Annotated in this window: 14 protein-coding genes; 3 read left to right on the forward strand and 11 right to left on the reverse strand. The window is 66.8% G+C overall.

Annotation, left to right across the window (positions count from 1 at the left end; genetic code table 11):
* The first annotated feature begins 412 nt into the window (after positions 1–412).
* Complete coding sequence (locus L6Q21_RS08970) at positions 413–3,256, forward strand: TonB-dependent receptor plug domain-containing protein (protein ID WP_237830404.1); 2,844 nt, start codon at positions 413–415, stop codon at positions 3,254–3,256.
* Complete coding sequence (locus L6Q21_RS08975; RefSeq protein WP_237830405.1) at positions 3,256–4,770, forward strand: carboxylesterase/lipase family protein; 1,515 nt, start codon at positions 3,256–3,258, stop codon at positions 4,768–4,770. The genes L6Q21_RS08970 and L6Q21_RS08975 overlap by 1 nt, the downstream gene beginning before the upstream one ends.
* A gap of 50 nt (positions 4,771–4,820) precedes the next feature.
* Here L6Q21_RS08975 and L6Q21_RS08980 read toward each other — a convergent pair whose 3' ends face one another.
* From L6Q21_RS08980 to L6Q21_RS09010, 7 genes are all read right to left on the reverse strand, one after another.
* Positions 4,821–6,176, reverse strand: coding sequence for an MFS transporter (locus L6Q21_RS08980; RefSeq protein ID WP_237830406.1), 1,356 nt, complete (start codon positions 6,174–6,176; stop codon positions 4,821–4,823).
* Positions 6,173–7,636, reverse strand: coding sequence for an aldehyde dehydrogenase family protein (locus L6Q21_RS08985; RefSeq protein WP_237830407.1), 1,464 nt, complete (start codon positions 7,634–7,636; stop codon positions 6,173–6,175). The genes L6Q21_RS08980 and L6Q21_RS08985 overlap by 4 nt, the downstream gene beginning before the upstream one ends.
* A gap of 12 nt (positions 7,637–7,648) precedes the next feature.
* On the reverse strand, positions 7,649–9,007 hold the full coding sequence (locus L6Q21_RS08990; RefSeq protein ID WP_237830408.1) for an MFS transporter: 1,359 nt from the start codon (positions 9,005–9,007) through the stop codon (positions 7,649–7,651).
* Positions 9,007–9,327 (reverse strand): 2Fe-2S iron-sulfur cluster-binding protein, encoded by a 321-nt coding sequence (locus tag L6Q21_RS08995; protein WP_237830409.1) that lies wholly within the window; start codon positions 9,325–9,327, stop codon positions 9,007–9,009. Before L6Q21_RS08995 ends, L6Q21_RS08990 begins: the two co-directional genes overlap by 1 nt.
* A 2-nt stretch (positions 9,328–9,329) precedes the next feature.
* Positions 9,330–9,527, reverse strand: coding sequence for a ferredoxin (locus L6Q21_RS09000; RefSeq protein WP_237830410.1), 198 nt, complete (start codon positions 9,525–9,527; stop codon positions 9,330–9,332).
* Between the two features lie 10 nt (positions 9,528–9,537).
* Complete coding sequence (locus tag L6Q21_RS09005) at positions 9,538–10,758, reverse strand: cytochrome P450 (RefSeq protein ID WP_237830661.1); 1,221 nt, start codon at positions 10,756–10,758, stop codon at positions 9,538–9,540.
* A 158-nt stretch (positions 10,759–10,916) separates the two neighbouring features.
* On the reverse strand, positions 10,917–12,860 hold the full coding sequence (locus L6Q21_RS09010) for an oxidoreductase (protein ID WP_237830411.1): 1,944 nt from the start codon (positions 12,858–12,860) through the stop codon (positions 10,917–10,919).
* Between the two features lie 111 nt (positions 12,861–12,971).
* Between L6Q21_RS09010 and L6Q21_RS09015 the strand changes: the two genes are divergently transcribed.
* Positions 12,972–13,562: a TetR/AcrR family transcriptional regulator gene (locus tag L6Q21_RS09015; RefSeq protein ID WP_237830412.1), complete on the forward strand. Its 591-nt coding sequence runs from the start codon at positions 12,972–12,974 to the stop codon at positions 13,560–13,562.
* Here L6Q21_RS09015 and L6Q21_RS09020 read toward each other — a convergent pair.
* From L6Q21_RS09020 to L6Q21_RS09035, 4 genes are all read right to left on the reverse strand, one after another.
* A complete protein-coding gene (locus tag L6Q21_RS09020) occupies positions 13,532–14,170 on the reverse strand; it encodes a flavin reductase family protein (protein WP_237830413.1) in 639 nt (212 codons plus the stop codon). The genes L6Q21_RS09015 and L6Q21_RS09020 overlap by 31 nt on opposite strands.
* Positions 14,171–14,175: 5 nt before the next feature.
* A complete protein-coding gene (locus L6Q21_RS09025) occupies positions 14,176–14,973 on the reverse strand; it encodes an enoyl-CoA hydratase/isomerase family protein (RefSeq protein ID WP_237830414.1) in 798 nt (265 codons plus the stop codon).
* 103 nt (positions 14,974–15,076) lie between these two features.
* The gene (locus L6Q21_RS09030) at positions 15,077–15,817 is read right to left on the reverse strand and encodes a TetR/AcrR family transcriptional regulator (RefSeq protein WP_255696818.1); all 741 of its coding nucleotides are present in this window, start codon (positions 15,815–15,817) and stop codon (positions 15,077–15,079) included.
* 56 nt (positions 15,818–15,873) lie between these two features.
* Positions 15,874–17,964: a PQQ-dependent dehydrogenase, methanol/ethanol family gene (locus tag L6Q21_RS09035; protein WP_237830416.1), complete on the reverse strand. Its 2,091-nt coding sequence runs from the start codon at positions 17,962–17,964 to the stop codon at positions 15,874–15,876.
* Positions 17,965–18,088: the final 124 nt, after the last annotated feature.

Genomic DNA, 18,088 nt, shown 5'->3' on the forward strand with positions numbered 1-18,088 from the left:
TTTTTCAAGCCGATTCCGCCGATTCCAGCGAATAGCTTCCAAACTACCCATATGAGAAACGCCGGGATTGGGCCAGCAATATTTGCACATGGGGATAGTTTTGGCAGGTTAAGTGATTGGCGCGGACGCAGGGAGGCGGGGTTTCCGGATGGGAGGAAGGCGCAACGGACGTTGGCCTCTCAACTGTGGCTTTCTTGCACCAGCATGTAACATTGCAGCGATCGGTCGATTGACAGCCAAGCTTGGCCTCATATAAATTTGCCCACAAGAGCAATATTAACGCTTGAAAAGCGCCTAACATTCCGGGGAGAGAAATATGAGAGCCTGTCGGCTTTTCGTCGCGCTGCTTGGTGCCTCTGTGCTGTATCCTGCCGTTGCGCTGGCACAGGATGCCGCTTCGCAAGGCGATCAGGTGCCTGCTGAAACGGACGAGACGGCACTGGGTGGCGGCGACATCGTCGTGACCGGCTCGCGCATCGTGCGCGACGGCTATACCGCGCCGACGCCGGTGACGGTCGCGCGGATGGACGATCTGATGCGCTCGACGCCCAGCAGCGCGCCCGATGCGTTGAACCGCCTGCCGCAATTCTCGCAATCGTCGAGCCCGTCGCGTTCCACGCAGAATTTCGCCAACACCGCCTCCATCGGCAACATCCTGAACCTGCGCGGCCTGGGCGGGAACCGGACGCTGATCCTGCTGGACGGCGTGCGCACGCCGCCGACCACCTTCACCGGCGCCGTCGACGTGAACATCATGCCCAACCTGCTGCTGGAGCGGGTGGACATCGTGACCGGCGGCGCCTCCGCCGCTTATGGTTCCGATGCCGTGGCCGGCGTGGTGAACTTCGTGCTCAACCGCAAGTTCGAGGGCATCACCGGCCTTGCGCAGACCGGCATCTCCCAGCGCGGGGACAATGCCAACTACCGGATCGGCGCGGCCGGCGGATTCCGCTTCGGCCCGGAAAAGGCCGGCCATATCCTGCTGAGCGCCGAGCATTCGAACAACGACGGCATGCTGCGCAACGAGCGCGAAATCGGGCGGGGCGGACATATCTTCGCCGGCTCGACGCGGAACTGCGTGCCGCCGACCGGCCAGCCGGCGAGCGTCTGCAACCCGGGGGGAAGCGCCAATCCCTACAAGGTCTATCCTGACGGCCGCCTGACCGTTGCCGCCGACGACGGGCTGATCCTCGGCTATTCGGGCGGGGGCGACTTCGCCTATCTCAACCATCGCTTCACGCGCGAGGGCGGGCTGGTTCCGTTCAACCCGGGCACCCCCACCGGATCGCCCATCTTCAGTTCCGGCGGCGACGGCTATGCCATTCCGAACGACGTGACCACCATCGCGCCGCTGAAGACCACGCAGTTGTTCGGCCGGGTCAGCTATGATTTCTCCCCGTCGATTACCGCCTATGCGCAGGGGAACTGGAGCCGGAGCGAGCTGAACTACACGTCGCTCGCGAACAGCTGGACCGGCACGACCAACGCCCCGCTCTACAAGGACAACCCCTTCCTGCCTTCGGCGGTGAACGATGCCATGGCCGATGGCAGCTTCATCACCGTCGGCATGTACAATGGCGGCGGCGCCAAGCCCCATACCGAGGAGCGCACGGATTTCTGGATGGCGACCGGGGGGCTCGAAGGCTCGTTCGGAAGCGACTGGAAATGGAATGTCGCCTATACCCATGGCGATTCCAGGCACCGGATGGACCAGTCCGGCGTTTACGACTGGCAGAAGGCCTATGCCGCGATCGACGCGGTGCGCGACGGGTCCGGCCAGATCGTCTGCCGCCCGACGCTTGACCCGGATCCCGCCATCCGCGCGAGGTTCGCCGACTGCCGGCCGCTGAACATCATAGGCCAGAACGGCATATTGGAGACGCCGGACGGCTATGCCTATGCCACCGGCACTTCCAGCTATCGCGCGAACATCCGGCAGGATTCGGCGATCGCTTCGCTTCAGGGTTCGCTGTTCGAATTGCCGGCCGGGCCGGTGGACATCGCGGTCGGCGGCGAATGGCGGCGGCAGAAACTCAGCCTGACCAGCAACGCCAACCCGGCGCTTCTGGACACGGAAGCCGAGCGCAACGCCTGGTTCGCCGGGCTTCGCGGGGTTTCGTCGAGCGCGCTGTTCTTCTGGCTGACGAACGTCGGCGAGGCGGAAGGCAGCGTGAATGTGAAGGAAGCCTTCGCCGAAGTGAATGTGCCGGTGCTGAAGGATGTTCCCTTCTTCCAGTCGCTGGAACTGAACGCCGCCGGCCGGATCACCGACTACAGCACCAGCGGCACGGTGAAGACCTGGAAGCTGGGCGGCACCTGGCGGCCGGTTTCCGACCTGCTGCTGCGCGGCACGGTTTCCCGCGACATTCGCGCGCCGACCCTTTTCGACCTGTTCGCCGGCGACCAGAGCTCGATCGGGCTGGTCTACGATCCCGTCACCGACACGCAGGGCAATGTGAACCAGGTGCAGGGCGGCAACCCGCTGCTGAAACCGGAAGTCGCCAAGACCTGGACGGTGGGCGGCGCCTTCACGCCCTCGTTCGCGCCGGGGCTCAGCCTTTCGGTCGACTATTACCGGATCAAGATCGACGGGGCCATCGGCACGCTCGGCGCCGGGCAGATCGTGAACAACTGCCAGGCGAGCGGCGGCACAGCGCCGGAGTGCGCGCTGATCACCCGGCCGAGCCCCACGAGCTTCCCCAGCCTGATCCGCCTGGCCCCCGCCAATATCGCGGCGCTGGAAACCAGCGGCATCGACATCGACGCCTCCTATCGCACGGAGCTGGGCGGCGGCACGCTTTCGACGCGGCTCTATCTCGCCTGGCTGGAGCGCTATCGCACGCAGCAGTTCAGTGGCGCTCCGGTCTATGAATTCTCCGGCTACAGCTCCAGCGGCAACCAGCCGATCGGCCGGCCGAAATGGCGCGGGACGCTGAACGTCGGTTGGGAAAAGAGCGGCTTCGGCCTGTTCTGGACGCAGCAATATATCGGTGGCTCGGACATCGGCAGCCCCGAAGCCTTCAACGACTTCAACGGAGCCCGCATCAAGTCCGTCTGGTATACGGACCTGACGCTGAGCAAGAAGATCCGGCACGGGGAGGCCGAGCTGGAAACATTCCTGACCATCAACAACCTGTTCGACAAGGATCCGCCGCTGGTGCCGGGCACCATTCCGGGGCTGAACCTGCCGACGATCATCTCGCTTTACGACACGGTGGGCCGTTCGTTCACCGCCGGCGTGAGGTTCCGGTTCTGATGGCGCGGCGGCACGCAGCGGCGGTGGCGCTGGCGGGCTTGCTGCTCGCAGGCGCAGGGCCGGTGGTCGAGACCGATCTTGGCCCCGTTCGGGGCGAAGCGGCGAAAGGGGCGGCGCTGTTTCGCGGCATCCCCTTCGCCGCGCCGCCGGTCGGCGACCTCCGCTGGCGGCCGGCACAGCCGGCCAAGGCTTGGAAGCCGGTGCGCGACGCGACGCGGTTCGGGCCGGATTGCCCGCAGCCGACGAGGCCCGGCGACAAGGCCGCGCCGCAGGATGAGAATTGCCTGACGGTCAACGTCTTCACCCCCGACCCCAAGGCGAAGAAGCTGCCGGTTCTGGTCTCGATCCATGGCGGCGCCTTCTTCGTCGGCTCCGGGCGGGACATGATGGAGACGGCGGATGGCGCCCCGCCGCCGCTGGTGCGCGAAGGCGTGGTGCTGGTTTCGCCCAATTATCGCATCGGGCGGCTGGGCTTCTTCGCGCATCCGGCGCTTTCGGCTGAGGCGAATGGCGCGACGCCGGCGAACTTCTGGCTTTCCGACCAGATCGCCGCGCTGCAATGGGTGCAGCGCAACATCGCCCGCTTCGGCGGCGACCCGGACAATGTGACGATCGTCGGCTGCTCGGCCGGCGGTTCCAGCGTCAACAGCCTTGTCGTCGGCCCGGCTTCGCGCGGGCTGTTCGACAAAGCCAGCGTGCGGTCCGGCGGCGGGTTGTTCAACGCCACCCGGCCGCTTGCCGTCGCCGAGACGCAGGGGCTGGAATTCGCCGCCCGCACCGGGGTGGAAGGCAGGGACGCGGCAGCGCTGGGCCGCTTGCGCGGCCTTTCCGTCGCCCAGGTGCTGGCAGGCGATTCCGGGCCGCCGAATTTCGGGGCGGTGGTCGATGGCGTGCTTCTGCCGGATGAGATTCCCGCGCTTTATGCCAGGGGGGCCGCGGCCGGCACGCCGATGCTGATCGGTTCGACCAGCGACGAGGCGAGCATCTTCGGGCTGATGGGCTTCGACAAGAAGACGCTGAAGGATCGCTTCGGGGTCGACGTCGACGCGCTCCGTCCGGCCTATGAAGTGAATGGCCCGCTGGACGATGCGGAACTGCTGCGGCAGGTGCAGACGGATTTCATCTTCACCTCCGCGACCGTGGCTGTGGCCAATATGGCCGCGCGCTCGGGCGGCCCGGCCTGGTCCTATAATTTCGACTGGACGCCCGAGGGCAGCACCGCGAAGGGCGCGCCGCATTGCGCCGACATGGCCTATCTCTTCGGAGTGGCGAAGGAGGACAAGCAGGGCGAGGCGGAGATGAACCGGCTGATGATGGGGCAGTTCATGAACTTCGTGCGCAGCGGCACGCCCAATGGCCCGGGGCTGGTGGACTGGCCGCGCCATGCGGGTGCCGCGCCGCCGACGCTGGTGGTGGGCAAGGGGACGAAGGCGGTTCCGGGGTTCCGGGCCACGCAGTTGCAGCCCTATTTCCAGATGGTGCCCGCCGAGTGGAAAACCGGATCGGCGGAGTAAGCCGTTTCGGCCATGAATGAAGGGCCTGGCTTTGCCAGGCCCTTTTTCGTTCACCAGGCCTTGGCCTCGGCAACCATGCGGCGCATCGGGCTGAGGGTGAGCGACAGGATGGCGGCGCTCAGCGGCAGGCCTATCATCAGGCAGGCGAGGATCGCGGAGCCGACCTTCTGCGGATCGCCGAACCAATGGTCCGTCAGCAGCGCCACGCCGAGCGGGCCCAGAATCTGCGCGCCCATGCCGATCACCAGCAGCATCACCGCCGACGCCTTGCCGCGCAGGTCTCCGGGCACCACCGACTGCACGGCGGCGACCGCGAGGCCGACATAGGTGGAGATCACGAACAGCAGCAGGCCGATCAGCACGACGCCGAGGCGCGGGTCGGAGACGTTGAAGATGGCAAAGGCGATGGGCAGGCCGACGATCGCGGAAATGGCGGTGTAGCGCATGTGGATGTCGTGCACGCCGCGCGCGAAGAGCTTGTCGGCGATGAGGCCGTGCAGCGGGATGCCGGCGCAGGTGCCGACCAGCAGCGCCGTGCCGAGCCACAGGCCGATCTGGCTTTCGCTCCAGCCGTGCGCGCGCGACAGCCAGGCCGGCGCCCAGGTGATGATGGAAAGCGCCGTCACGCCATAGACCAGAACGCCCAGATGGTGGCCGATGTAGAAGCGCAGGTTGCGGCGGACGAACTGGAAATAGTCGCCGAAGCCGGCTTCGCCGGCCTTGCGCTGGGGCGGGATGCGGCGCGCGGGTTCCGGGATCAGGAAGATGAGGAAGGCGGCCAGCATGCCGGGGGCGCCGACCACCAGGAAGATCAGGTGCCAGCCGCGCATCTCGCCCACCAGCGGCAGCGTGTAGTCGGCGTGGGGGTCGAACAGCGCCGTCAGCGCGCCGCCAATCAGCAGCGCCAGGCCCTGGCCGACCTTGATGCCCATGGCGGAAACGGAAATCGGCGTCGCCAGCTTCTCGCGCGGGAAGAGGTCGGCGATCATCGAGTGCGAGCCGGGCACCAGCACCGCCTCGCCAGCGCCGACCAGCGCGCGGGCGCCGAAGAGGCTGGCATAGCCGCGGGAAAAGCCGGTCATCAGCGTGGCGAAGCTCCACACCATGACGCCCCAGAAGATCACCAGCCGGCGTTCGAAGCGGTCGATCATCCAGCCGGCCGGAAGCCCGGCGACGGCGTAGAAGAAGGCGAAGGCAAGGCCATAGAGCAGGCCCAGCTGCACGTCCGAGACGCCGAGGTCCGCCTTCACCGGGCCGACCAGCAAGGTCAGCAGGTTGCGGTCGAGAACGGAAAGGACGGTGAAGAAGAACAGCACCACCACCGCCGTCCAGCCGACGCGCGCGGGCGGATAGGGGGTTTCCGCGGGCGGCGACGGGCTGGCTTCGGCCGTGGCGGGGGCCGTCATGCCGTGCGGACCCAGACGCCCTTGGTTTCCAGATAGGCCTCGATATGCTCCAGGCCGCCTTCCTTGCCATAGCCGCTCATGCGGTAGCCGCCGAACGGCATGGCCGGATCCATCGCCATATAATGGTTGATCCAGACCGAGCCGGCGCGCAGCCGGCGGATCGCCTGATGCGCCTTGGTGACGTTGGAGGTCCAGACGCCGGCCGCGAGGCCGAAGCGGCTGTCGTTGGCGCGGTCGATCACTTCGTCCAGCGTGTCGAAGGGGAGGGCGGAGACGACCGGGCCGAAGATCTCTTCGCGGGCGATGCGCATGTCGTCGCGCACGCCGGCGAAAAGCGTCGGCGTGACGAAGTTCCCCGAGGCATAGGCGGCGTCGGACAGGCGCTCGCCGCCGGAGACGATGCGGGCGCCTTCCTGCCGGCCGATGTCGAAATAGGAGGTGACGCGGTCGAGCTGCTTCGCCGAGACGATCGGGCCGAGCTGGGTTTCCGGATCGATGCCGGCGCCGATGCGGAGCTGGCGGCCATGGTGCGCCACCCGCTCGACGAACTCGTCGTGGATGGAGCGTTCGACATAAAGCCGGGTGCCCGCCGCGCAGACCTGGCCGCTGTTGGCGAAGACCGCCATCGCCGAGCCTTGCGCCGCGAGATCGAGGTCGGCGTCGGCGAAGACGATATTGGGGGACTTGCCGCCCAGTTCCATCGTCACCCGCTTCACATTGCCGGCCGACGCCTGGATGATCTTCTGCCCGGTTTCGAGCGAGCCGGTGAAGCTGACCTTGTCCACGTCCATATGCGCGGACAGCGCGCCGCCGACATCGCCGAAGCCGGTGACGACATTGACGACGCCGGCCGGGATTCCGGCCTCCAGACAGAGCGCGGCGAAATGCAGCGGGGTGAGCGAGCCTTCCTCGGACGGCTTCAGCACCACGGTGCTGCCGGTGGCGAGGGCCGGCGCGATCTTCCAGGCGGCGCTGAACAGCGGGCCGTTCCAGGGGATGATCGCCGCGACCACGCCGACGGGTTCCTTCAGCGTGTAGCTCAACAGGTCCAGCGGATGGCTGTTGGGGGCGGTGGCGCCGCGGATGGAGGTGGCGAGGCCGGCGAAGTGGCGAAGCCCGCGCGAGACGATGCCAATGACGCGGCGGGAATCGACGATGGGCCGGCCCATTTCCAGCGTGTCCATGACGGCCAGTTCCTCGGCGTCGCGGTCTACCAAGTCGGCGAGGCGCAGGATCAGCCGCTGCCGCTCGGCCGGGCGCAGCTTGCTCCAGGGGCCGGTGAACGCCTTGCGGGCGGCGGCGACCGCCAGATCGACGTCGGCCGGCGCGGCCCTGGCGATGTGGGCGAGAACCTGCCCGTTGGCGGGATCGAGCGTCGGGAAGGTCTCGCCCGAAAGCGCGTCCACCCAGTTCTCGCCGATCAGCAGGCGCTTGCGTTCGACTTGAAGCGGCTTCGACATATGCAGTCTCCCTCAGCCCGCCGCCGCCTCGTCCATCCGCCGCTTGAGGCCGGCACGGCCCCAGGCGAACAGCAGGACGGCCGGGATGAGCACGAACAGCACGGTGATGATCAGCGAATGGCCGACGCGCATCTCGTCGCCCAGCACCTTGTCGGTGATCAGGCCGACGAGCGCCGGGCCTCCGGCCATGGCGATGAGACCGGTCAGCAGCACATAGATGGCGGAGACGCGGCCGCGCAGCGCCTGCGGCGACACCACCTGGGTGACGGCGGGCCCCATGCTGGCCGCCGACATGACGCAGGCGGTGAACAGGCCATAAAGGATGATGGTGACCATCGGGTCGCTCACCAGGAAGGCGGAAATGCCGAGCGGCACCGCCAGACCGACCGTCAGCATGCACCAGAAGAGCTGGGCGTCGCGGCGGCCGGACTTGAAGAGCTTGTCGACGATGAGGCCGTGCAGCGGCAGGGTCGCGGCGGCGAGGATCTGGGTGGTCCCCAGCGTCACGCCGATCCGCGCCGGCTGCCAGCCATGCACGCGGGCGAGGAAGGTGGGGGTCCAGAGCTGGAAGCCGATGGTGACGGCATAGGTCATGCCGAAGCCGAGCAGGATGGCGGTGAACAGGCGGGCGTTGGAACGAACGAAGCCGATCGCTTCGCCATAGCCCGGCACCTGCCCCGCGACCTGTCCCTCGGCCTGTCCGGCTACTGGGGCTTTCGCCCGGCGCTTGGGCTCCTTGAACACGAAGACGAGGAAGGCGAGCGCGATTCCGGGAAGGCCGGTCAGAATGAAGATCTGCTGCCAGGGCTCCAGCGTGCCCAGGATCGGCCATGTGGTCGGGCCGGCTTTCATGATGGCGGCGACCAGCGGGCCGCCGAGCAGGAAGACGATGCCCGCCCCCATCACGCCGCCCATCACGAACACCGACATCGCCAGCGACACCTTGTGCGGCGGGAAGCTGTCGCCGATGATCGAATAGGCGCCGGTGCCAAAGCCGGATTCGCCCGCGCCCACCCCGGCGCGGGCGAAGAAGAGGGTGGTGAAGCTGTTGGCGAGGCCGCAGAGCGCCGCCGAGATGCTCCACACGGTGATCGAGATGTAGAGCACCCAGCGCCGGCTCCAGCGGTCGAGCGCGAGGCCGACCGGGATGGCGCAGATGGCGAAAAGCAACGCGAAGGCCGGGCCTTGCAGCAGGCTGATCTGGAAGTCGGAGAGGCCGAGGTCTTTCTTGATCGGGTCGACCATCAGCGCGATGATGTACCGATCCGTCAGCGACAGGATATAAAGCACGAACAGGATGGCGACGGTGAGCCATCCTGTCGCGGGCTTCGGATAATCGAGTTCGGTCGCGTCCTCGGCCTGCTTCAACATCAAATCTGGCTTTCCGGCAGGGTTACAACAAGCCCGTCCAGCTCGGGGGCGAGCAGGATCTGGCACGAAAGGCGGCTGGTTTCGTCCGGGTCGAGTGCCATTTCCAGCATCGCTTCCTCATGCTCGCCGCGGGGCGGGAGCCGGTCGAACCATTCGGGGGCGACATGCACATGGCAGGTGGCGCAGGAACAGGCGCCGCCGCAGTCGCCCAATATGCCGTCCACCTGGGCGGTGACGGCCCCCGCCATCAGCGAGGAGCCGTTTTCGATCTCCACCTCGCGCGAGCCGCCACGGTGGTCGATGAAGGTGACGCGCGGCATCTTCAGCCTTCGTCCTTCACTTGCAGCGCCCGTTCCGGGCAGGCGCGAACGCCGCGGCGGGCTAGCTGTTCCTGGCCTTCGGGCACGTCGATGTCGTCGGGCAGCACATAGCCGCCCTCGTCGAGCTGGAAGATGTCGGGCGCGAGCGACCAGCAGCGGGCGTTGCCCTGGCAGGCGCCGGGTTTCACATGGATTCGCATCTGTCCCTCCTCAGTTCCAGGCCAGCACCAGGTTTTCGACACCGAAAACATAGCCGCCATAGGTAACCGGCACCGAACCTTCCTTCAGGCGGAAGGTGGGGATGCGTGCGAAGAACTCCTCAAGCCCGATGATCAGCTCGCGGCGCGCGAGGTGCGAGCCGAGGCAGCGGTGCGGGCCGAAGGCGAAGGCGGAATGGCGGTTGTTCTCCCGCGCGATGTCCACCGTGTCCGGGTCGGCGAACTCCGCCGGGTCGCGGTTGGAAAGCTGCGTCGGGCAGGAAACCAGATCGCCGGCACGGAAGGGAACGCCCTTATAGTCATGGTCCTTCACCACCTGCCGGACCGGCTGGATGGTGGGATAGGCGCGGAAGAACTCCTCGACCGCCGACTTGATGAGTTCCGGGTCTTCCCGCAGGCGGCGCTGGTCTTCCGGCACGCGGGCGAGATGGTAGAAGCTGAAGCCCAGAGCGGCTGCCACCGTGTCGAGCCCGGCCAGGAACAGCAGGACGGCGACACCCAGAATCTCGCGGTCGGTGAGGGAGCGGCCCTCCACCTTTGCCTGCAGCAGGAAGCCGACGAAATCGTCCTTGGGTTCCAGGCGGCGCAGGTCGATCAGGCTCTGCACGAAGTTCACCACCGTGCGCATCGCCCGCTTGCGGGCTTCGAAATCGCCATGGAACTGGTCGTTGGCCCAGCCCAGGAATTCGTCGCGACGGTCGTCCGACACGCCGAGGAACTGCAGGAAGACGCCGACCGCGAAGGGGAAGGCGAATTCGTCCATCACCTCGCAATAGCCGCGATCCTTGAAGTCCTCGATCAGGCGCACGGCGCGTTCGCGGGCGCCGACTTCCATGTCCTGCACCCGGCGGGGGGAGAGGAGGGGGTTCAGCAGCGCGCGGAAGGCGGTGTGGTGTGGCGGGTCGATCTCCAGCGGCACCATCGGCAGCGGCTCGCCCATCGCCTTTTCGAACAATTGCCGGTCGGACGAGAATATCTCGGTGTTCTGCAGCACGGCGCGCTGGTCCTCGGCGGTGGCGACCACCCAGGTTCCGCGACCGTCCACCGCGTTCATCGGCGCGTAGAAGATCGGCGGGAAATCGCGGTGCACGAAGCTGAGCGCCGCCTGCGGATTGCCGGCGGGTGTGCGCTCCATCTCCGGGCCGCTGAAAAGGCTGAAATCGCGTATCAGTTCCGGCGGGACGTGGCCGGGAACGCGCGTGTCAACATTCATGTTCACTTGTGCCTCCCTCTCCTCAGCCACCGATTCATTTCGGTTGGCGTCCGCGCCATTATGATATAACGGTTGTTATACAACAATTGTTTTTTGCACTTCGGTGCTTTTTTATGCGCGATTCCGCCGACTCGCACAACCCCTCGCGCGCGCGCCGATCATAGCAATTTGGCGAGTTCCCGGCCCTGTTGCGTGGCGTGGACGACGCGGCGCGGGGCATAGGCGTCGCCCAGGATGTGCAGTTCCGGCACCTGCTCGTCGAGCGCCGAGAACAGCGATGAATCCGAAACCCCGCCACAGGCAAGGACGACACTGTCGAACGGGCCATGGCTTGCTTCCAGCCCCGAATAGACATGGCGGGTGCGAAGCCGCTCCGCTTCTATTTCCAGCAATTGCTGCATCAGCACCATCTCGACTCCGGCTTCCGAAAGGCGGCCGAGCCAGGTGCCGGCGGAGTAGCGGCTGACGAGCGGCGCCGGGCTGTGGGTGGCGATGAACATGCTGACCTGATGGCCGTCGCGGGCGATCCGGTCGGCGGTGGCGAGCGGCGCGACATGATCGTCCTCCACCACGATCGCCACGCGCTTTCCAAGAGACGCGCGGCCGGCGGCGACTTCGCGGAAATCGACGACATGGGGCAGGTCGGCGCCCGGCACCTGCGGCCGGCGGGCGGTGGAACCGGTGGCGATGGCGACGATGTCTGCCCCCGCGGCCATCACGGCCTCGGGCGTTGCCCGTTGGGCGGTGACGACCCGCACGCCCGCGCGATCCAGCCGCCGTTCCTGCCAGCCGAGGTAGGAGAGGAAGATGTCCTGCGAGGGGAGGTTGGCGGCGAGCCGCATCTGGCCGCCCAGTTCCGGCCCGGCTTCCCACAGCTCGACCTGGTGGCCGCGCTCGGCCGCGGTGGCGGCGAGTTCCATGCCGGCCGGGCCGCCGCCGACCACCAGCAGCCTTCTGGCGCTTGCGGCTTTCGCCGGCGGCCGGCGCTCGTCGGCGCCGAGCGCCGGGTTCACCGTGCAGGCGAAGGGCAGGTTTTCCGCCAGCGGCCGGCTGATGCATTCGTTGCAGGCGATGCAGGGGCGTATGTCTTCGGGGCGGCCGGCGGTCGCCTTGGCGACCCATTGCGAATCCGCCAGATGCGCGCGGCCCACCGCCACCACGTCGCAATGCCCGGCCGCCAGAATCGCCTCGGCGGTGGCCGGATCGGCGATGCGGCCGGCGTGGAAGATCGGCAGCTTCAGCGCCCGGCGGAAGCGGCCGGCCGTTTCCGCCCATTGGCCGGGGGCGAAATGGTGCGTCTGGATATAGCTGGGGAAGCCCCAGCCGGTGCCCATCACCAGCCCCAGATAATCGGCGAGGCCGGTCGATTCGACCCATTGGGCGATGGCGAGCCCGCCCGCCTCGTTATAGCCGCCGAGCTCGGCTTCGGCCATGTTCAGCCTGACCCCGACCGTCAGTCGGTCGCCGACGCCCTCGCGGATCGCCAGCAGTATCTCGTGCAGGAAGGCCATGCGGCGTTCGAAGGAGCCACCATAGCTGTCCGTGCGCTGGTTGGTGATCGGCGAGAGGAACCATTCGATCAGATCGTCGTGATTGGCGTGCAGTTCGATGCAGTCCAGCCCGGCGGCCAGCGCCTGCTCGGCCGAGAAGCGGTATTCGGCGACGAACTTCGCGATTTCCCGGCGGGTGAGGGCGTGCGGCACCTGGTGGATGACGGGGCCGCTGAGGATTTGCGAGGGGCCGTGCGGCATTCCGCCCTGGATGATGATCTGTGTGCCGACACAGGCGCCCTCGCCATGCGCCCGCTCCGCCAGCCGGCCCATGCGCTCGACGAAGAGCGGGTTGCGGAACACGCCTTGCCGGCGGGCGCCGATGCCCTGTGGGTCGAAGCCGGGCGGCAGATGGTTTTCGAGGAAGCCGTTGAGGGCGATCAGCAGGCCGGTGCCGCCGGCCGCCAGCGACTGCCAATAGGCGATGTAGCGGTCGGCCTCGGCTTCCGAGCCGAGCAGATTGCCGAGACCGGCGGCGTGCGGCGGCGCGGCCACGCGATTTCTCATCGCCATCCCGCCGACGCGGATTGGCTGCAGCAGATGCGGGAACATCGGCTCCTCCCCTTAATACAGGCCGTCGTTGCGGCGGATTGTTCCCCTGTCCATAATCGACTAGGATCATTTACAACAGATGTTTTTTGCATTGGGGGATATTTTTACGACATGCCGCCCGCGATAGACAGCGACGCCCGCCGGGCCGCGGTGGTGGCCGCCGCCGCCGAACTGATCGACGAGGGCGGGCTGGGCGCGGTGACCTTCCGCAGCCTGGCGGCGCGTCTGAAATGCAGCACCACGGTGATCAGCCACTATTTCCGCGACAAGGAGGAGATCCTGCGCGAAACCTATGGCTACAGCGTGGAGGCCGCGATCGGGCTTCGGGAGAAAGTGCTGGGCCGAAGCGACGCGCCCTTGCCGCAAGCGCTGGAGGAAACGCTGCCGCTCGGGGTGGAGCAGCGGCGGATCTGGCGTGTGTGGCTGTGTTTCTGGACGGCGGCGCTGTTCGACCCGAACATGGCCGAAGTGCACAAGCAGGGCCTCGCCGGAACCCGCCTGCGGCTGGAGAACTGGTATCTGGCGCAGGGGTGGGGCGGGGCGAAAGCCAAGCTCGCGTCCGAACGGATGGGCGAGGCGCTTTACGGCATCGCCATGCAGGCGCTGTTCGACCCGGGCTACTGGACGGCCGGGCGCCAGCGCCAGGCCTGGCGCCGGGCGCTGGAAAACGCTCAGTCCCTGGAAGCGCCGTCCGGGAAATAGAGGGGGCGTTCCATCTGGAACTGGTCCGAGGTGCGGGCATACCAGCCGCTGCCATGGGTGCGGCCGATCAGCTTCATCGCCGGCGTGTCGAGATAGAGCTTGTCCGGGTTGGTGACGAAGGCGTCGGCGATGTGGGTGACGAGGATTTCGGCGATCACCACCGTCTGATGCGTGCCGATGTCGAGCGCGACCAGCTTGCGGCATTCGAAGCTGACCGGGCTGGTGGCGATGCGCGGCGGCGCGACTTTCGTGGAAGGCGCGGTCTGGAGGCCGGCATAGTCCACTTCGCTGACTTCGGGCGGCGCGTCGACGCTGCAGCGGTTCATGGCCTCGGCGTCGGCCTCGCACACCAGATTCACCACGAATTCGCCGGTGGCGACGATGTTGGAAGCGGTGTTCTTCAGCCGCCGGCCGCGCGGGTCCTTCAGGAGGCCGAGCGCGATCAGCGGCGGTTCCGTGCCGACGGCGTTGAAGAAGCTGTAGGGGGCGGCGTTCACGACTCCGGCTTCCGAGACGCTGGTGATCCAGGCGATGGGGCGCGGGGTGATGGTGGAATTCACCACCTTGTAGCGCGCCGCCATCGACAGGGCGGACATGTCCAGTTCCATATGCGTCAGCCCTGTTTGGCGGCGCGGGCGGCTGCCGCCCGGGCGATGAAGGCCTCCCGCGCGCGGGTCGGCTCGTCGCCGGCCTGGCAGGTGTGGCAATAGACCAGTTCCAGCGCGTGCGCGGCCGGCAGGTCGGAGGTTTCGGCGATGTCGAGCAGCCGGCGGGTCAGTTCGATCGCGTGGCGGTTGCCGCTGCCCATGGTGGAGCCGAAATGGATCGCCTGTTCCAGCGCCGTGCCGGGTTCCACCGCCCGCGCGATCAGCCCGAGCGACAGCGCCTCGCCGCAATCGAGCGAGCGGCCGGAATAAAGGATCTCGGAGGCGCGGGCGCGGCCGATGCGGCGGTTCAGGAACCAGGCGGCGCCACCGTCCGGCACCAGCCCGTAATCGACGAAGGGCGCGCCGAAGGTGGCATCGTTGGCGGCGAAGATCATGTCGCAGGCCATCGCCAGCGCGAAGGAGATGCCATAGGCGCCGCCTTCCACCGCCGCCACGCTGGGGACGGGGAGGGCGCGCAGGCGGCGGACGATGCGCTGGCCGGCTTCGAGACGGGCGGCGAGGCGCAGGGCGCCGTCTCCGCGCACGGGTGGATTTTTCACATCCCCGCCATTGCCGAACCAGCCGCCGGCGCCGGTGATGACCAGCAGGCGGGCGGGCGTGTCGCCCTCAAGTTCGTCGAGCGCGGCCGAGAACAGATCCCACATCTCGAAGGAAACGGTGTTGCGGGCTTCGCGACGGTTGATGGTGAGGACGGTGATTCCATCCTCGCGCTTTTCGACGATGAGCGGCGGCCGTTCCGTCATCTTCCTCCCCTTCCAGTTGCGGACAGTTTGGAATCACAAAGCCATCTTTGCCCGCCAAGTGCAATAAATTTTGCACCTCTAGGCAAATTTTAGAGGGTGGCGTTCAGCCCTTTTCCGGCACGCGGATCGGGGTCGCGGTGGGCACCGGAATCCGCTTCATCTGCGGCAGCGCGGCCATCCCCTCCTGGTGCAGGCGGAGCAGCAGAGTCTCGATCTCTTTCCGCGCCGTTCCGCGCGTGGCGCCGGCCATCAGCGTCAGATAGCATTCCAGCAGGCGCCGGACGGCGTCTTCGTCCGGAATCCGGCCGTGCGCCCAGTCGTTGATGGTGGCATATTCGAAGCGCACCACGTCGGCCGCGAGCTGGTCCACGTCCACCCAGGGCTGCAACTGCCGCTTCGCGTGCAGAACGCGGATATACTCCAGATTCTGGTGCAGGGCCATCACATGCATGATCGACCAGATGTCCACATCGCCTTGCGGGCTGAAGTAGAGCGACATGATCGCGCGGATATAGTTGCGGATCTTCTTGTTGCGATTGAGCACCACCATCATGCGCTCGACGTTGCGCATCAAGGTTCCGGGCGGGTTCTCGAAGGGGATGTGCTGGACGAAATCCTCGAAATATTCGCGGATCGCCATGGCGACCATCTGCTCGCGGGTCTGGAACGCATTGTAGAGCGTGCGCTTGGCGACACCGGCCCTGCGGCCGATCTCGTTCATCGAAAGTGCAAGCAGCCCTTCCTCGGCGATCGTGCGCCGAGTTTCTTCCAGAATACGCTTACGCCGTTCCCGGATCGCAGGGCTTGAATAAGTCTGCGCCCGTTCAACACCCTCTTTCGCCAAGCGAAACTAGCTCCTTTATCTGCCGTTACGAAGCGTGCCCGCTGTTGATCTGTCCGTCAACCACCTGAAGACTTTGCCTTGGCCGAAGATGCGGCCGGCAGGCCTTCCCGCGCCTTCTGGCGGACGAAATGTCGCAGGCCTTCCACATCCTCGTCCTTGAAGTCGCCATAGGCCGGCATGCCGCGGTTCATCAACAGGCCGTCGCGGACCACGGCGGCGAATGTCTCGGAATCGAGGGCGACGCCGGACTTGCGCAGGTCGGGCGCCGCGCCGCCGGCCACCAGGCCGACGCCGTGGCAGACCACGCAGGCCTGGTTGTAGATGGAGGCGCCGCGCCTGGCCTTCTCCACATCCACCACGAAGTCCGGATCGTCGAGCACGGGGGTTTCCTCGTCCTCCACCTTGGGGAGCTCGGCCTTGCCGTCGAGTGCGAAGGTGAGGACGCGCCGGCGCTGCTGGTGATAGTCCCAGGTGGGGTTGGTGGCGAAGCTGGAGCGATAGCCGGTCAGCACCGTCACATATTGCCGGCCGCCGACTTCGTAGCTGATGGCGTTGCCGAGGATGCCGTTCTGGGCGTCGAAGGTCCAGAGTTCGCGGCCGTCGGCGGCGGAATAGGCGACGAAGCGGCCGTCGTTCAGGCCCTGGAACACCAGCCCGCCGCCGGTGGCGATGGCGCCGCCGTTCACGAGCCCCGGCTGCGGAATTTCCCACGCCGGCCTGTTGCCCTTCACGTCCCAGGCAACCAGCGACGACTTGGCCGGCGGCGGTGGCGGCGAGGTGGAGGGCGAGGCGCCGATCCCGGTGTTGATGAACATGCCGGGGCGATACTGCCAGTCCTTCAGATTGGCCGGGTCGGCGAAGTAGCGCGCGGCTTCCATCGTCGGGATATAGGCGAGTCCGGTCTTCGGGCTGTAGGCCATGGACTGCACGCCATGGGCGCCGGCCGCGTGCGGGAACATCAGGAAGGACTTGCCGTCGGGGAAGCGCGCTTCCGGCACTTCCACCGGCCGCCCGGTCTTCATGTCGATGCGTTCGGCCCAGTTCTGCTTCGCGAAGGGCGCGGCCGACAGCAGCTTCCCATTCTCCCGGTCGAGGACATAGAAGAAGCCGTTCTTCGGCGCGTGGATCAGCACCGGACGCAGCTTGTTGCCGATCTTGATGTCGGTCAGCTGGATGTCCATGGCGTTGTTGAAGTCCCAGGTGTTGCCCGGGTCCGTCTGATAGTGCCACTTATATTCGCCGGTGTCGGCGTCCAGCGCGACGATCGAGGACAGAAACAGATTATCTCCGCCGCCGGGGCTGCGGATGCGCTGGTTCCAGGGCCAGCCGTTGCCGGTGCCGAGGTAGATGCGGTTGTAGCGCGCATCATAGGCCATGGCGTTGTAGACGGTGCCGCCGCCGCCGAACTTCCACCACTCCCCGGTCCAGGTCTTGGCGGCCATTTCCATGGCCTTGTTCTCGAAGCCGTCGGCCGGATTGCCGGGCACGATGTGGAAGCGCCAGGCCTTCTTGCCGGTCTTCACATTATAGGCGGTGACATAGCCGCGAATGGGCGCATAATCGGCGCCGCCGAAGCCGATGACGACATTGTCGCCGGCGACCCACGGCGGGCCGGTGATGTAGCCGGCGGGCGCCTCGTCCAGCGTCTCGACGCTCCAGAGCAGCTTGCCCTCTTTCGCGTCGACGGCGATCAGCCGGCCGTCCCTCGTGCCGGTGAACAGCACGCCGTCCTTGTAGGCGATGCCGCGGATGCCCCAGCCGGCGCGCATGCGGATCTTGGAAGCGGGCTGGCTGGCGACGTCCGGGTCATATTGCCACAGAAGCTTGCCGGTGACGGCGTCGACCGCGTGCAGCACGCTGTGGCCGACCCCGAAGTAGATCACGCCATCGACCGCCAGCGGGGCGGTGAAGCTGTCGAATGTGTCGAGGTCGAGCGACCAGGCGAGGCCAAGGCGGCCGATGTTGCGATCGTTGATCTGTTCCAGCGGGCTGAAGTGATCTTCGCTGGAATTGCCGCCGAACCAGGCCCAGTCGCGGCCGGAGCCCTGCGCGCTCGCCTTCGTCGACACCTGGCCGGCAGGCGCATCGCCGCCGCCCATGACCATGACAGCGCCGGCCACCAGAAGTGCCTGCTTCAGCCCGTTCATCGAAACCCTCTCCCAAACCTCTCGATTTCCTGCACCATGGTGCAACTTCATTTGGGTGTCAATCGCCCTGAACGGGCGGGCGTTGGCGCCAATTTGATCCTCTTGTGCAACTTTGCCTTGCTTT

Source organism: Sandaracinobacteroides sayramensis (assembly GCF_022014495.1).
Classification (GTDB): domain Bacteria; phylum Pseudomonadota; class Alphaproteobacteria; order Sphingomonadales; family Sphingomonadaceae; genus Sandaracinobacteroides; species Sandaracinobacteroides sayramense.

Excerpts from the sequence above, each read along its gene's own strand:
- L6Q21_RS08975 (WP_237830405.1), top strand. The coding sequence starts at position 3,256 with ATGGCGCGGCGGCACGCAGCGGCGGTGGCGCTGGCGGGCTTGCTGCTC.
- L6Q21_RS08980 (WP_237830406.1), bottom strand. The coding sequence starts at position 6,176 with ATGACGGCCCCCGCCACGGCCGAAGCCAGCCCGTCGCCGCCCGCGGAA.
- L6Q21_RS08985 (WP_237830407.1), bottom strand. The coding sequence starts at position 7,636 with ATGTCGAAGCCGCTTCAAGTCGAACGCAAGCGCCTGCTGATCGGCGAG.
- L6Q21_RS08990 (WP_237830408.1), bottom strand. The coding sequence starts at position 9,007 with ATGTTGAAGCAGGCCGAGGACGCGACCGAACTCGATTATCCGAAGCCC.
- L6Q21_RS08995 (WP_237830409.1), bottom strand. The coding sequence starts at position 9,327 with ATGCCGCGCGTCACCTTCATCGACCACCGTGGCGGCTCGCGCGAGGTG.
- L6Q21_RS09000 (WP_237830410.1), bottom strand. The coding sequence starts at position 9,527 with ATGCGAATCCATGTGAAACCCGGCGCCTGCCAGGGCAACGCCCGCTGC.
- L6Q21_RS09005 (WP_237830661.1), bottom strand. The coding sequence starts at position 10,758 with ATGAATGTTGACACGCGCGTTCCCGGCCACGTCCCGCCGGAACTGATA.
- L6Q21_RS09010 (WP_237830411.1), bottom strand. The coding sequence starts at position 12,860 with ATGTTCCCGCATCTGCTGCAGCCAATCCGCGTCGGCGGGATGGCGATG.
- L6Q21_RS09015 (WP_237830412.1), top strand. The coding sequence starts at position 12,972 with ATGCCGCCCGCGATAGACAGCGACGCCCGCCGGGCCGCGGTGGTGGCC.
- L6Q21_RS09020 (WP_237830413.1), bottom strand. The coding sequence starts at position 14,170 with ATGGAACTGGACATGTCCGCCCTGTCGATGGCGGCGCGCTACAAGGTG.
- L6Q21_RS09025 (WP_237830414.1), bottom strand. The coding sequence starts at position 14,973 with ATGACGGAACGGCCGCCGCTCATCGTCGAAAAGCGCGAGGATGGAATC.
- L6Q21_RS09035 (WP_237830416.1), bottom strand. The coding sequence starts at position 17,964 with ATGAACGGGCTGAAGCAGGCACTTCTGGTGGCCGGCGCTGTCATGGTC.